14 protein-coding genes are annotated in these 14,728 nt (G+C 61.1%); 8 read left to right on the forward strand and 6 right to left on the reverse strand.

The annotated features are described in order from the left end of the window. The first annotated feature begins 66 nt into the window (after positions 1-66). From NKJ91_RS04325 to NKJ91_RS04335, 3 genes are all read left to right on the forward strand, one after another. The gene (locus NKJ91_RS04325; protein WP_352454587.1) at positions 67-360 is read left to right on the forward strand and encodes a hypothetical protein; all 294 of its coding nucleotides are present in this window, start codon (positions 67-69) and stop codon (positions 358-360) included. Between the two features lie 691 nt (positions 361-1,051). Further along, positions 1,052-1,477 (forward strand): hypothetical protein, encoded by a 426-nt coding sequence (locus tag NKJ91_RS04330; RefSeq protein ID WP_352454588.1) that lies wholly within the window; start codon positions 1,052-1,054, stop codon positions 1,475-1,477. Positions 1,478-1,660: 183 nt separating this feature from the next. Then, positions 1,661-1,969: an immunity 53 family protein gene (locus NKJ91_RS04335; protein WP_352454589.1), complete on the forward strand. Its 309-nt coding sequence runs from the start codon at positions 1,661-1,663 to the stop codon at positions 1,967-1,969. Between the two features lie 176 nt (positions 1,970-2,145). Here the strand turns inward: NKJ91_RS04335 and NKJ91_RS04340 are convergent, their stop codons facing one another. After that, the gene (locus NKJ91_RS04340) at positions 2,146-2,577 is read right to left on the reverse strand and encodes a tellurite resistance TerB family protein (protein WP_352454590.1); all 432 of its coding nucleotides are present in this window, start codon (positions 2,575-2,577) and stop codon (positions 2,146-2,148) included. Between the two features lie 509 nt (positions 2,578-3,086). Here NKJ91_RS04340 and NKJ91_RS04345 point away from each other — a divergent pair. The 3 genes from NKJ91_RS04345 to NKJ91_RS04355 all read left to right on the forward strand — a co-directional run bounded on the left by NKJ91_RS04345 (position 3,087) and on the right by NKJ91_RS04355 (position 4,645). Then, positions 3,087-3,257, forward strand: coding sequence for a hypothetical protein (locus NKJ91_RS04345; protein ID WP_023676480.1), 171 nt, complete (start codon positions 3,087-3,089; stop codon positions 3,255-3,257). 111 nt (positions 3,258-3,368) lie between these two features. Further along, on the forward strand, positions 3,369-4,199 hold the full coding sequence (locus tag NKJ91_RS04350) for a helix-turn-helix domain-containing protein (protein WP_352454591.1): 831 nt from the start codon (positions 3,369-3,371) through the stop codon (positions 4,197-4,199). Between the two features lie 41 nt (positions 4,200-4,240). Next, a complete protein-coding gene (locus NKJ91_RS04355; RefSeq protein ID WP_352454592.1) occupies positions 4,241-4,645 on the forward strand; it encodes a VOC family protein in 405 nt (134 codons plus the stop codon). A gap of 308 nt (positions 4,646-4,953) precedes the next feature. Here the strand turns inward: NKJ91_RS04355 and NKJ91_RS04360 are convergent, their stop codons facing one another. Both NKJ91_RS04360 and NKJ91_RS04365 read right to left on the reverse strand, forming a co-directional pair. Beyond that, positions 4,954-6,423, reverse strand: a complete 1,470-nt coding sequence (locus tag NKJ91_RS04360) for a cobyric acid synthase (protein WP_352454593.1) — start codon at positions 6,421-6,423, stop codon at positions 4,954-4,956. 1 nt (position 6,424) lies between these two features. Further along, the gene (locus NKJ91_RS04365; protein ID WP_352454594.1) at positions 6,425-7,039 is read right to left on the reverse strand and encodes a dimethylsulfonioproprionate lyase family protein; all 615 of its coding nucleotides are present in this window, start codon (positions 7,037-7,039) and stop codon (positions 6,425-6,427) included. A 151-nt stretch (positions 7,040-7,190) separates the two neighbouring features. On the opposite strand from NKJ91_RS04365, the gene NKJ91_RS04370 reads away from it, so the two are divergent. Both NKJ91_RS04370 and mmsB read left to right on the forward strand, forming a co-directional pair. Then, positions 7,191-8,357 (forward strand): isobutyryl-CoA dehydrogenase, encoded by a 1,167-nt coding sequence (locus NKJ91_RS04370; RefSeq protein ID WP_352454595.1) that lies wholly within the window; start codon positions 7,191-7,193, stop codon positions 8,355-8,357. Positions 8,358-8,498: 141 nt separating this feature from the next. Then, positions 8,499-9,383 carry a 3-hydroxyisobutyrate dehydrogenase gene (gene mmsB, locus NKJ91_RS04375; RefSeq protein ID WP_023676486.1) on the forward strand — a complete coding sequence of 295 codons (885 nt, stop codon included), beginning with the start codon at positions 8,499-8,501 and terminating at the stop codon, positions 9,381-9,383. Between the two features lie 328 nt (positions 9,384-9,711). On the opposite strand, the gene NKJ91_RS04380 is transcribed toward mmsB, so the two are convergent. The 3 genes from NKJ91_RS04380 to NKJ91_RS04390 all read right to left on the reverse strand — a co-directional run bounded on the left by NKJ91_RS04380 (position 9,712) and on the right by NKJ91_RS04390 (position 14,656). Continuing rightward, on the reverse strand, positions 9,712-11,091 hold the full coding sequence (locus NKJ91_RS04380; protein WP_352454596.1) for an aspartate aminotransferase family protein: 1,380 nt from the start codon (positions 11,089-11,091) through the stop codon (positions 9,712-9,714). A 240-nt stretch (positions 11,092-11,331) separates the two neighbouring features. Next, complete coding sequence (locus NKJ91_RS04385; RefSeq protein WP_352454597.1) at positions 11,332-13,401, reverse strand: prolyl oligopeptidase family serine peptidase; 2,070 nt, start codon at positions 13,399-13,401, stop codon at positions 11,332-11,334. Between the two features lie 94 nt (positions 13,402-13,495). Next, complete coding sequence (locus tag NKJ91_RS04390) at positions 13,496-14,656, reverse strand: MFS transporter (RefSeq protein ID WP_352454598.1); 1,161 nt, start codon at positions 14,654-14,656, stop codon at positions 13,496-13,498. Positions 14,657-14,728 lie beyond the last annotated feature (72 nt).

Consider the following 14,728-nt stretch of genomic DNA (forward strand, 5'->3'; position numbering starts at 1 on the left):
CCCAGGGCGGTGGCCGAGCGAAGCTCGGTCGGAAGGGGTACTCCAGGGAAAGCCGATGGGAGAGTAATGGATATCACCACCTATGCCGGAAGTGTTGACGGGGTCGTCAATTACTCTTTGAAAGACACGTCAAAGAGGACAAACGAATCGAAATCAACCGCACAAGTTCCAAACGATTCCAGCGAAATGAGCACCTCACAGCAAGAGAACCAATCTGCGCGAAATTCGCTGGGATTGATGGGGAGCGCTGCCAACCTTGGAGATTTTATAGCGCCCGGATCTTTGTTTAATGCTTCGCCGGCGGCAGAATATACCAATACGGAATCTTTCTCTCCGTCTTCCTATCTTCCACTACAATAGGATACAAAGTAAGAGACTTAGCAAAAAGATTCACGTTGTTGAGAGCTTAAAAAATGGCATATAGGATCAAAAGGATTATTTTGAAAACTGGAGAGGTAATTACCGAGAGAACTCTCCCTGGCGGCGGTATTTTGGTAGACGAGGAGGCTCCGGTGGTTGGCGACGTGGTGGAGACGACTGTTGGTGGCCGGCCTATGAAAGTAGAAATAATATGGGGCCATTGGGCCGATCGCCGATCACGCAACCCGGACGTGATCGTCCCTTTGCGCGCGAAGGAGATTTAGCGAACTTAGGCTTGGAAACCAATGTCACGAACAATAATACTAGCTACGTCGATAGCTATCGGCGCATGGAATGTGGCCATGCTGTCCATAGCGCCATTCGATACAATGAAGCTCGTTCTACTGATATTTGTATTGGCTTATTTGTATCCGATTGTTATCGTGGCAACTCGCAAGTTTGCTGTTGCGTCCTTGATTTATACGGTAGAATTGGCGGTTTTCTTCTCTTTGTTTTGTCGATTTCTGTCGAATCAATTTTGCCGCTCGTATTTGCTATCGGAATCGGGCTAGTGATCATGGCAATCGGTTGCCTCTGGTTGTGGTACCTCACGCCTCGATGAAAAAAATTACGGCAACACGCATTGGCCGGCCGCTCGTCAAGAGCACGAAGCCGTAGGGCACGGTTTTTGATGACTGAGTTCAAGATCATACCTTTCACAGGCGCCGGGGGAATAGAGTTTGGAATGTCCCCGGATCAGATTAGGCGACATCTTGGGACAAATTTTCGAACCTTCAAACGATCCATGAGAGATACGTTTCCTTGCGATTATTTCGAAAGTATGGGGGTATTTTGTTACTATGGTGAATCAGGAAAATTGAACGCGATCGAGTTCACGAGTCCTGCCACTCCTTCTCTGAATGGGGTTCGATTTTTAGGAACAGGCTTTGAAACCGCAAAACGTGCACTTATTTCATTGGGCCAAGAAATCGAAGAAGAAATTGATGGGGCAATCGCTTTTGGCCTAGGGGTCAGTATTTATGCCCCGTTGGCAAAAGAAGATTCCATGGCGCCCGTCGAGACAGTGCTAATCTTTCAAAAAGGATACTACCAATAGCAGCAAGGCATACAAATTTGCCGATCTGTTGGCAGCGCAAGCTGCCAATCCAGGGCTCGACCGGCGACAATGGCGGACATTAGAATGGCTAAGAAGGCAGCGAAACGGGGTGTCGGAGAAGCCAAATCCCAATAAGGAGGCGATAAACCTCCTTCTGTTCCAACCGACTAACGGGAGTGGCTAGTGGTCGACCTATCGATGCTCGAGTGGTTGGAGGAGTGGTACCAAGGGCAGTGCAACGGCGATTGGGAACACCAATACGGCGTAAAAATTGATACGATCGACAATCCTGGATGGGAAGTTTCAATAGATTTGCGCGGGACGCAGCTCCAGGGAAGAAAGTTTACAGACGTAAGCTTTCAGTATGACGACGAGATAGATTGGTTTCATGTAACCGTAAAGGACGATACCTTCAAGGGACACGGAGGGGCAAGGAACTTATCGAGCATTATTGGAGAGTTTAAGAAGTTTGCGATGGGTGCGCCAAGGTAAGCAGAGCAATCAGATATTTAGAGAATTTTTCGCCAGATGTACAAAACGGGAATTGCGATGACAGTGCTGGACTGCACCCCGTAAGTGAGACACGGCAATTTCAGTGACAGGTTATGCTGGAGGATGGCCTATTACAGACAAAATGACGCTCAGAACGTCAGCAGTCAGCCGATGACTCAGTCTTGCGGCTTCACCACGTCGGCCGGGCTGATGTCGAGCAGGTCGAGCGTGCGGTGCAACAGCTGCATTTCGCTCCCGGCGAGTTGCGAATCGGCCTTGGCGATTTCGGCCATGTGGCGGGCGAGCAGCTTGCGCCGTTCGACGTCGAGGTCGCGGAACTGCGCGACGGCCTGCGAGCCGTTGGTCTCGTAGCCGAATTCGTTGAGATATTCGATGACGCTGTCGATGCTGGTTTCGGGAATGCCGAAGGCGTCCCGGCAGATACGCCTGAAGGCGGTCATTTCGCTTTCGCTGACCGACCCGTCGGCGAGGATCATACGGAACAGCATGAGCAGCTCCGCCGACAGCACCGGATCGTCCGCGACCTTGCGCACGCCGGGGTCGCCGTCGAAGATCGAGCGTATCTGGTCCAGCAATCCCATCGCCATCAGCCCCTTCCGATTCGTTCGGAAGGTAGCGCGGAATCGGATTTGCGCAAACGGGGTGCGAATGGTGAAAAGGACAATCGCTTCAGGTTTGAATTCGCCTCCTCACCCTTTTAGGGCGTTGGCGCTGCCCCTCACCTGCCTGCCGGCGTCCTCTCCCCGTTTAGTGAGGGAGAGGGGCGCTCTCGTCACCGATTTCGCCAATCGCAGGCGATGCAAGAAAAGGCGCCGACGTTGCGACCAGCCCTTTCTCCCCGTCACTATACGGGGAGAAATGCCCGGCAGGGCAATGAGGGGCGGCGGCGACATCGACAATTGGTGGTCTCCGCCACAATTTGGAAACTGTCATTCGTCTGAAGCGATGCCCTTCTGATCGAACGCGCAGCACCGTTCTGGCCACTCCCATAAAACTGCTGGCCAATCCGGCAAGCCCCGCTGCGTGCGCTCATTGGTGTGTGACCGCGCGCCTGATACTATGCCGCTGTACGAATCATGTTGAGGAGGGACCGAACATGAATCTCAGTGCGCCTACCCAGCTTATTTTCATTATATCCCTTGTCATCGCCATCATCGGCGTTCTCGCCGCGCTTGGCGTTCTTGCGTTTATACCTTTGAATGCCGCGTGGATTGTCGTCATCGCCTACATCGTGCTGGCCGCCGGCTGCCTGATGCGCGGGGCTTAAACACATCCAGACAACTCCGAATCTCAGGCAACTCGGAGCGCCCGGCCAAAAGCCGGGCGCTTTTGATTCCGACGGATGGTCTGTTAAAGTCGCTTGGCGGAAGGAAAGCGCATGCCCGCCGACAGCAAAGACGGCAGCCATCACGACAGCCCAGGCCTCGATCGATTCGAGATGGTGCGGCGCGCGCCGAGCCATCGGCTTCAGGGCGCCGTCACCGACATGTGCGGCTTTCGCGAAACCATGCCAGGCCATTTCCGCGCCATCGAATATGCCTCGCTGACCGTGCCGCTGGTCATCAGCTTTGCCGAACCCTTTGCCATCGGGCTCGGCAGGGACCCCAGCGACAATGACCGCTTCGCCAGTTTTGCCGCCGGCCTTTATGCCGGGCCGGTGGTGATCGAATCCTGCGGCGGCACCTGCTGTGTGCAGATCAATTTCACCCCGCTCGGCGCTCGTCGCTTCTTCGGCCGGCCGATGAGCGAACTGACCGACCGCATGGTCGGCCTGGATGACGTGCTCGGCGTTGAAGGCATCGCCCTTCGTGAAAGGCTCGGCAATGCGCCGGGTTGGAGCACACGCTTCGCCATCGTCGAAGCCTTCGTCGCCGATCGGTTGGCAACCGCAGACCGCACTCAAGCCGACATAGTCTGGGCCTATGAGACGATCGTCTCGACGCGTGGCCGGACCCGCATCTCGACGCTGGCCGAAAAGCTTGGCTGGAGCCGCAAGCATCTTGCCGGAAAATTTTCGGACGCGATCGGAACCGGCCCAAAAACGCTGTCGCGCATCGTCCGCTTCAACCATGCGCTTGGCCTGTCGAGACAGGCGAACAGCGCTTGGGCCGACATCGCCGCCGGCTGCGGCTATGCCGACCAGGCGCATCTGGTGCGCGAGTTCCGCGACCTCGCAGGCGTCACGCCGACCACTGTCGCCGCGAGGTAACATTTCTTCAAGACGCGCAACCGGCCTTCGCGCAGACTGGGTTGATCGACCAACCCGTTCCGGCGCTGCGCTACAGAAATGCCGGCAACATGATCGACTGGCTGTGCGAGGCCTTCGGCTTCAGCGTTCGCGCCCGCCATGGCGAAGGCGACGTGGTGCACCACGCCGAACTCGCATTCGGCTCTTCGATCATCATGCTCGGCACGGCGCGCGACGATGCCTATGGCAAGATGGTCGGCGCGCCCGGCTCGGGCGGCGGCAAGTCGATCTACATTGCGGTCGCTGATGCCGACGCGGCATACGCGCGCGCAAAAACCGCCGGCGCCGAGATTCTGGAAGAGCTCACCGACCGCGACTATGGCAGCCGCGAATTCATATGCCGCGATCCGGAAGGCAATGTCTGGTCGTTCGGCACCTACTGGCCGAAGGCTGACGAGAAAGCATGAACTGGTAGCGCTGCACATTCGGGATTGGCCGAAGCCTCCCAATTTCGTCATCCCTGGGCGGAGCAGGAGCGAAGCTCCGTCGCGGAGACCCTGGGATCCATGCCGTGACCTTGGCCGAGGAGCCAGCGGAGCAGAATTCTGCGCCGCAGCGGCGCTCCGAAGTCAGGGCATGGATCCTGGGGTCTGCGCCGCGTCGCTTCGCTCCTTGCTCCGCCCCAGGATGACGAAGCCATGGACGTTTCCGCTAATCGCCAAGGCATGTGATCCGTCGAAGCCAACGACCCGTGCAAAACTTCCGCGCTAAGTATCTAACGCGCCAGCCCAAAAATCGCGTCGCAGTCGAGGTGGGTTTCCAGTTCGGCTGCGATCTCGTCGAGTGCCCGTTCGACCTCGGCGCGGTAGTCGATGCCGCCGCCCTTGACGCCAAGGCTTTCGAGGAATTTCGCCCGGAAGGCATCGGCGGAAAACAGCCCGTGCATATAGGTGCCCAGCACCTTGCCATCGGCCGAGATAGCGCCGTCATCGATGCCGTTGATAACGGCGGACGGCCGCAGCGTATCCGGACCGGTGGTGCGGCCGAGATGGATCTCGTAGCCGTCGAGCGGCAGATCAAACGGCACCGAGCGCGCGCTGACGTTGCGCACCGTCTTTTCCGGCTCCATCACCGTTTCGACGTCGAGCAGGCCGAGGCCTTGCGTTTCGGTAACGCTGCCCTCGATGCCGTCGGGATCGCGCACGATATGACCAAGCATCTGGAAGCCGCCGCAAATGCCGACGATATGACCACCGCGTTTCCTATGCGCGGCAAGGTCGCGGTCCCAGCCGTTCTCGCGAAATTTCAGGAGATCGCCGATCGTCGACTTCGAGCCGGGAATGACCACCAGACCCGCACCTTCGGGCAAGCGCTCACCAGGCGGCACGAACACCACCTCGACCTGCGGTTCGGCCTTGAGCGGGTCGAGATCGTCGAAATTGGCGATGCGCGAGAGCACCGGCACGGCGATCTTCAGCGCGCGCTTCTCGCCGGACGCCAGTCGCTCGAGCACGACGGAATCTTCCGATGGCAGCCGCGCCGCCGCCTTCAGCCACGGCACGACGCCAAAACAGCGCCAACCGGTGAATTTTTCGATCGCCTTGATGCCGTCTTCGAACAGCGAGACGTCGCCACGGAACTTGTTGATGAGATAGCCGACGATCATGCGCCGGTCCTCCTCCGGCAGGATCAGATGGGTGCCGGCGACCGAGGCGATAACGCCGCCGCGATCGATATCGCCGACCAGGATCACCGGCACGCCGGCGCGCGTCGCAAAGCCCATATTGGCAATGTCGCGGCTCCTGAGATTGATCTCGGCCGGCGATCCCGCGCCCTCGACGATGACCAGATCGGCGCCCTCGCCGACCTTTGCCCAGGAGTCCAGCACCGCATCCATCAGCCGGCCCTTCAGCGCCTGGTAGTCGCGCGCCCGCGCCTCGCCGAACACCTTGCCCTGCACGACGACTTGAGCGCCGACATCGGTCTGCGGCTTGAGCAGCACCGGGTTCATGTGGACGGTCGGCGCCACGCCGCAGGCGATCGCCTGCAGCCATTGCGCGCGGCCGATCTCGCCGCCGCCAGAATCGCCCGGAATATCGGCGACAGCGGCGTTGTTCGACATGTTCTGCGGCTTGAAGGGCCGCACTTTCAGGCCGCGCTTCTTCGCCGCGCGGCACAGACCGGCGACGAGCACCGTCTTGCCGACATCCGAACCCGTGCCCTGCAGCATGATCGCCTTGGCCATATCAGTCCCTGCCCCGCGCAACGGTTGCGGTGATCGTCGACTTGGCTGCCAGCGGGCCGCCGCGCCAGAGATAGAGCGCCAGCAGCGGCTCTTTGCCGGTGCGCATGGCGTGGTTGACGTCAGAGGCATGGTGGATCACCTCGCCCGCCGCTCGAAGGCGAAAACCGCCGTCGCCCATGCGCCATTCGGTGCCGCCGGTCAGCGGGATGTAGATCTCCTCCGCGACATGGTGATGATCGGGGTAGACGATATCGGGTCCAAGGATCAGCAGGCCGGCCGCAACCTCTTCATTGACGAAATGCCCGCGTGTACCGAACACCTCCAGCCAGCCGTAATTGTCGATGAAAACCTTGCCGAAATCCGCCTCGCCATAGGTTTGCCCCCAGCGCAGATCGCCGCGACGCTCCGCAACCAGCCGCGCCAGCGGCTTGGCCGCAGCGGGAGCGAGTTCGACGATACGGTCGAGCTGAAGGAGACAAGGCAGTGCATGCGGTTCGAGCGGCCGGCTTGGCATGTCCCAGCCGATTCGGGCCACGGCGTCGCGCACCAGCGCATCATCGAACGTCTGGAGATAGGCATGGAAGCGTCCAAGCAGTTCGTCGAAATTTGTCGTCACACTTTGCTCCAAAGCGCATTCGCACACAGCCGCTGCCCAGATGGTTGGATGGAGACGATCGGGTTGCGCGGCGGCATCATTGGTCTAGATTGGACTGCGCGCAAAGCCAAAAACGACAGGCCAGCAGGCCGGAAACATCAGGGAGCACGCCATGGACGCCGCTGTCGATGCGGGCACCAGCCAGTTCGAACTCAACGAAGACCAGCGCGCCATCCAGGAGATGGCGCAAGCCTTCGCCGCCGACCGTGTGGCGCCGAACGCACTCGACTGGGATCGCAACAAGTATTTCCCCGCCGATGTGATCCGCGAGACAGGTCCGCTCGGCCTTGGCGGCATCTATGTCCGCGAGGATGTCGGCGGCTCGGGGCTCGGCCGGCTCGACGCCGTGCTGATCTTCGAAGCGCTTTCGCGGGCCGATCCGGCGTTTTCCGCCTTCATCTCGATCCACAATATGGCGGCATCGATGATCGACCGCTTCGGCAGCGACGAGCAACGTCGGCGCTTCCTGCCGAAGCTGACCTCGATGGAATGGCTGGCCAGCTACTGCCTGACCGAGCCGGGTTCGGGATCCGATGCCGCGGCGCTGAAGACGCGTGCGGTCAAAAGCGGCGGCGATTATGTGCTGAACGGCGCCAAGCAGTTGATCTCCGGTGCCGGCGACAGCGACCTCTATGTCGTCATGGCGCGCACCGGCGCCGACGGGCCGAAAGGCATTTCCACCTTCGTCGTGCCGAACGATGCGCCCGGCCTTTCCTTCGGCGCCAACGAGCGCAAGATGGGCTGGCACATGCAGTCGACCCGCCAGGTCGTCTTCGAGGACTGCAAGGTGCCGGCGGAAAACCTGCTGTCGGTCGAGGGCGCCGGTTTCGGCATCGCCATGGCCGGGTTGGACGGCGGCCGGTTGAACATCGCTGCCTGCTCGCTCGGCGGCGCGCAATCGGCGCTCGACAAGGCACTCGCCTACACCGCCGAACGCAAGGCTTTCGGCTCGAAGATCAACCAGTTCCAGGCGCTGCAGTTCAAGCTCGCCGACATGGAGACCGAACTGCAGGCAGCGCGCGTCTTCCTCTACACCGCCGCCTCGAAGCTCGACCGCAACGCGCCGGATGCCTCGAAATGGTCGGCGATGGCCAAGCGCTTCGTCACCGACACCGGCTTCAACGTCGCCAACGACGCCCTGCAGCTGCATGGCGGCTATGGTTACCTGCACGACTACGGCATCGAGAAGCTGGTGCGGGACCTGCGTGTCCACCAGATCCTCGAAGGCACCAACGAGATCATGCGCGTCATCATCGCTCGCGCGCTGATCGGACGATAGAGAATTTAGTGAATAGTGAATAGTGAATGGTGAATGGTGAGGCTATCATATAGACCATGAGGTAATACATGATCCATACTGACTACTGACTACTGACTATTCACTATTCACTATTCACTATTCCACTCACGGAGCGCCATTATGACCACCATCGCCTTCATCGGCCTCGGCAATATGGGCAATCCGATGGCCTCCAACCTGGTCAAGGCCGGATATGCCGTGCACGGCTTCGACCTGGTGCCGGAGAACCTCGTCATCGCAAGGGAACACGGCGTCGTCGTCATGGCCAACGCCGTTGCGGCGGTGAAAGACGCCGATGCGGTCATCACCATGTTGCCGGCCGGCAAGCATGTTCTGTCGGTTTACGCAGACATAGCGTCCAAGGCAAAAAAAGGCGCGCTGTTCATCGATTCCTCGACCATCGATGTCGAGTCGGCTCGAAAGGCCCATGCCATCGCCGCCAAGCACGGGTTGCTGTCGATCGACGCGCCGGTCTCCGGCGGCACGGGCGGTGCGGCGGCCGGCACGCTGACCTTCATGGCCGGCGGTTCGAAGGATGCCTTCGCCAAGGCCGAACCAATCCTCAAGCCGATGGCCGGCCGCATCGTTCATTGCGGCGACGACGGCGCCGGACAGGCGGCGAAGATCTGCAACAATATGATTTTGGGCATTTCGATGATCGGCGTTGCCGAGGCTTTCGTGCTGGCGGAAAAGCTCGGCCTGTCGCACCAGGCGCTGTTCGACGTCGCCTCGACCTCGTCCGGCCAGTGCTGGTCGCTGACCACCTATTGCCCGGTGCCCGGCCCGGTGCCGACATCGCCCGCCAACAATGGCTATAAGCCTGGGTTCGCGGCGGCACTGATGCTGAAGGACCTGAAACTGTCGCAGGAGGCCGCACAGAGCGTCGGTGCAGCAACGCCGCTCGGCGCCGAGGCAGCCCAGCTCTATGCGCTGTTCAACGCACAAGGGAATGCCGGCGCGGATTTTTCCGGCATCATTAATTTCCTCCGTGGTAACCCGGCGTAAGCTTCCAAGTTCACAGGTTTTCGATCTGCCCAAAGCGGAAAGTCGGCAAATTTAGGTTTGCTTAAGCTCTTGCTAACCCTGCAGTAACGATATGCGTTTAGAACAGATTGCGAGGCGGACATCCGCCCGGCGCTCCGGATCAGGTCTCGCGTACCGGAGCCCGTAAGTTTCGCCGTTAGTTTCGCAAGTGTATTGTTGGCGAAGCGCCATGCGTATCTGGCAAAGCCGCGTTCCGATGGAGCGCGGTTTTTGCGTTTTCGCATCCTCGCCTGGCGAGCGCCCATTCAAACGCCGGGCGCCCGACATGGAGCGCCCAGCGATCGCCTCCCTAATGCTTGCGCAAATCTGCTTGCGCCAGGTCGAGCGCCGTGGCGATGCGGTCGCAGGCCATGTCGATCGTCTCGCGCGTCCAGATCAGCGGCGGCGACAGGATCATCGTGTCGCCGGTAGCGCGCAGCATCATGCCCTGGACAATCGCGTGGTCGCGAACCATCACCGCCGCGCTGCCGGCCGGCAGGAAGCGCTCCTTGGTCACCTTGTCCTTGACGATCTCGATCGCCCCCATCAGCCCGAACGAGCGCACCTCGCCGACCAGATCGTGCCCACCGAGACGTTCCTGCAGCGCCCTGGCGAAGTAAGGCCCGGTGTCGTTCCTCACGCGCTCGACCAGGCCTTCGCGCTCGATGATCTCGAGGTTCTTCAGTGCCACCGCGCAGGCCACCGGATGCCCGGCATAGGTGTAGCCGTGATAGAATTCGCCGCCCTTTTCGACCAGCGTCGCCGCGATGCGGTCGCCGACCAGCAGCGCCGACAGCGGCTGATAGCCAGAGGTCAGCGCCTTGGCCGTGGTGATGGTGTCGGGCTCGACATCGAAGGCTTGTGCGGCGAACCACTCGCCTGTGCGGCCATATCCGGTGATGACCTCGTCCAGCATCAGCAGGACATCGTATTTGCGGCAGATGCGCTGCACCTCCGGCCAATAGCTCATCGGCGGGATCTTCACCCCGCCTGCCCCCATTACCGGCTCGCCGATGAAGGCGGCCACCTTGTCGGCGCCGGCTTCGAGGATCGCGTCCTCGACCGCTTTTGCCGCACGCAGGCCGAAATCATGGTCGCTTTCGCCGGGCAGTGCGAGCTCATAGGCATAGGGCATCATCACATGGACGATGTTGGGCACGGCGCCGCCGAGCTGCTTGTGCATCAAATCCATGCCGCCGAGCGAGGCGCCGGCGATGGTCGAGCCGTGGTAGCCCATCTTGCGTGAGATGATGCGGTTCTTCTCGGGCCTGCCTTCCAGCACCCAATAGTGACGGACCAGGCGCAGCGCCGTGTCGTTGGCCTCCGAACCGGACGAGCCGTAGAACACCTGGTTGATGTGCCTTGGCGCGATCTCCGCCAGCTTTTTCGACAGCAGAACCGGCGGCGGCGTCGAGCATTTGAAGAAAGAGTTGTAGTAGGGCAATTCCTTCATCTGGGCGTAGGCAGCGTCGGCAAGCTCGTCGCGGCCATAGCCGACATTGACGCACCACAGCCCAGCCATGCCGTCGAGGATTTCCGTTCCTTCGGCATCATAGATGAACGGCCCGTTGGCGTGGGTGATGATGCGCGAGCCGGTCTCGCGCATCTCTTTGTGGTCGGTGAACGGATGAAGGTGATGCGCGGCATCGATCTGCTGAAGCTGCTTCAGCGAATAATTCTGGTAGGTCATGTCTGGTCTTTCCTCTTGAACCAATCCGGCAGCTTTCGCGCCGGGGCGGATTCGTCAGAGGACAGCGGGCGGCGAATAGCCGATGCGAGCGCAGAGCCGCAACAGCTCGGCGCGTAGCGTGCGCGACGACGGCGTCACCGCCACCCCAAATGTGCAACCCGATTTCGCCAGCCGAGCCATGCATGTACCTTAGGCTGCCTCGAGCCCTCAGTTCAAGCCATGCCGGTCAAGCGACGCCAGTCAATTGGTGCCAGTCAGGGCCCGCTGCAGGAAGACGTACTTCATCGCCGCCTGTGCGGCCTGCGGCCGCCGGTCGCCGCGTCCACCATGGCCGCCCTCGGTCTCCTCAAAGAACAGCGTCTTGCCGTGGCCGGCCGCCTGCAGCCGTGCCGCCATTTTGCGCGCATGCCCGGGATGGACGCGATCGTCGGCGGTCGAGGTCGTCAGCAACACCGGCGGATAGGCTGCGTCCGTGTCTACATGCTGGTAGGGCGAATAGGCGGCGAGCCAGGCTGCCTCTTCCGGCTTCTCCGGATCGCCATACTCGGCCATCCACGACGCGCCGGGCGGCAGCTCGGTGTAGCGCAGCATATCGAGCAGCGGCACGTCGATGATCACTGCACCGAACAATTCCGGGTGCTGGGTCAGCGAGACGCCGGTCAGCAAGCCACCATTCGATCCGCCCTGGATGCCCAGCGTGGCGGGCGTGGCGATGCCGCGTTTGACCAGATCTTGCGCGACCGCGGCGAAATCGTCGAAGGCATTCTGGCGATTGGCCTTGAGCGCCGCCTGATGCCAGTTCGGGCCGAACTCGCCGCCGCCGCGGATGTTGGCCTGCACATAGGCATTGCCCTTCTCCAGCCACAGCCTGCCGCGCACGCCGGCATAGCCGGGCAGCAGCGGCACTTCGAAGCCGCCATAGCCGTAAAGCAATGTCGGCACGGGTCCATGCAAGTCGCGCCTCCTGACGACGAAGTACGGGATCATCGTGCCATCCTTCGAGCGCGCCTCGAACTGTTCGGAGACCAGGGACGACGCATCGAAACGCGCCGGCTGCGACTTCACCGTTGCCAGCCCCGCGGCGTTGTCGTCCGACCAGATGATCGAGCTCGGCGTCAGGAAATCGGTGAAGGAGAAGGAGACGCTGGAACCGAAATGCTCGGCATGGCTGATGCCGACATTGCCGTTTTCGGGCAACGCCACGGGCTTGAACTCCCAGCCGCTGTCGCTGCGCTTGCCGGCGACGACCTTGCCGCGCACATTGTCCATCAAATTGATGAACAGCCGGTCCTGCGTGCGGGCAATACCGGCGATCGAGACACGGTGCGCCGGCTCGAGCACGGTACCGAGGGATCCGAATAGCCTGGTTTCGATCCAGCGCTCGAAATCGAGTGAATAGAGCCCGTCGGGCTTACAAAGCGTGCCGTCCGGCGCAGTCCACGGGGTACGCACGCCGAAGACGAGCTGGCCCTTGAACAGCGCTGTATCGGTGACGTCGTCCGGCAACGGGATACGCCTGTTCTCGCCGGAAGGCAGCCGCAGGAAACTGTGCGAGGCGAAGAAGTCGATGGTTCGGGCGAGGAAGACATGACGCTTGTCGCCGTCGAATTCGACGGACCCGCCGGCGGCAAGATCCTGCTTCAGCGCCTCGAAGATCGGCATCGCCGCTTCCAGTGTCGTGCCGCGCCGCCAAAGCTTGACCACGCGCGGATAACCGGACTGGGTCTTGTCGTCCTCCTCGAAGGCGGCGGAAACGATAACCGTGTCCTCGTCCAGCCAGCTAAAGCTCGATTTCGAGGCAGGAGCGCGAAAGCCGCCATCGACGAACGATCTGCTTTCGATATCGAATTCGCGCATCTCGCTGGCATCGCCGCCATCCGGCGACAGGTTGAGCAGGCAGCGGCTGAAGTCGGGGTAGAGCCGGCTGGCGCCGCTGAACACCCATTTCACCCCCTCTTTCGCCGCCAGACTGTCGAAGTCGATGATCGTCTGCCATTCCGGCTTGTCGGTCTTGTAGGAGGCGACGGTGGTGCGCCGCCAGAGGCCGAGTACGTTCGTCCGGTCCTGCCAGAAATTATAGACATAGCCGTTGATAGCGGCCCCGACGGCGATGTTATCCTCGGCTGTCATCAGGTCGAGCGCCGTCTCGAACGACATCTGATAGGACGGATCACCCTGCAGCTCCCCGACCGTAACTGCATTTTGGTGATGCACCCAGTCGAGCGCCTGCTTGCCCCTCCTGTCCTCAAGCCAGAGAAACGGGTCTTCGGCCGCCGAACCCGGCTGGCCCTTGGTATTCGATTTGGTCATGAGGTCTCCGGTTGAGTCGGGTGGCGACATAGCCAAGATCGACATGGGCCGCTTACATTCAAGTCATTCGTCAGAAACGGCGGCTTTCTGGCATTCACACCATCCGTCTTCGAATGACCGTTACAACTGCCAGCGCCAGGCAAATGGCACCGAGCGTCATTGGCAGGCCGCCGGCGCCAACAACATCCATGGCGCTGCCCGCCAGCGGCGGCACGGCGATGCCGCCGACGCCCCACATCAGCGAGAAGGCGGCGTTGCCGGCGACCAGTGCCGAGCCGGTGAACCGCTCGCCGAGTTCAATGATCGACATCGTGTAAATGCCGTAGGAAACCGCGCCCCAGATGAAGACGCACGGCCAGATCAGCGGCGTCTCGATGAGAACCGGCAACAGAACGCATCCGAGCACCGTCATCGAAACACAGATGAACCGCACCAGCCGCGCCGTCAGTCGTTCCGCCAGCAGGCCGAGCGGCACCTGCATAGCGATGTTGCCGGCGATCATCACCGACAGCAGCGCCGACATGCGCGCTTCCGCAATGCCGTAATGCGTTCCATAGACCGGCAGCAAGGCGAGCACCGCCTGTTCGAAACCGGCGGCCACGATCACCGCCGATAACAGCAGCCACGCCTGCGGCACGAACCCCAGCACCGAAACGCGGTGCCCGCTCTCGTCGACCCTCGGCAGCCGTGCCAGCACCGAGGCGAGGCAGGCGCCGCAAAACAGAAATGCGGCGATGCCGACCAGAAACGGCGGCCATCCCATGGTGCCGACCGCAAGCAGGCACAGCGGTCCCGCCGCAAAGCCCGCCGAAATGATCGTCGAATAGATGCCCATGACGCGGCCGCGGCGTGCCGGCGGCGCCAGTGCGATCACCCAGACTTCGCTCAGCAAGTAGAGCGGGTTGGTGACGGCGCCGATCAAAAAGCGCAGAGGAAACCACAGATAGACATTTTGCGTCCAGCCGATCAGCGCCAGCACCAGCGCGGAAAGTGCCGCGCAAGTAAGCGCGGTGCGCCCTGCCCCGAAACGCCGTGCCAGCGCCGGAACCAGCGGCGACGAGACGATGAAGCCGATCGGCGTCATTGCCGCCGACAGGCCGATCATGGCCGGCGAGACGCCCTGGCGCTGCAGGATGAAGCTCAACAGCGGATAGCTCAGCCCTTGCGCGATGGCGAACACCGAAACGGTGGCGATCACGCCGGTGATCGCCGCCAATTGCACTGTCTCGCCGCTGTCCTGTTCGGCCCGGTCCATGATGCAGGACTAGCGTTTCGCTTTCATCGCGGTAAGCACCGGCAACGAAAACCGCTTGCGCCAGCCGGAAGA

Source organism: Mesorhizobium sp. M0040 (assembly GCF_040323505.1).
In the GTDB taxonomy this organism is placed as follows: Bacteria; Pseudomonadota; Alphaproteobacteria; order Rhizobiales; family Rhizobiaceae; genus Mesorhizobium.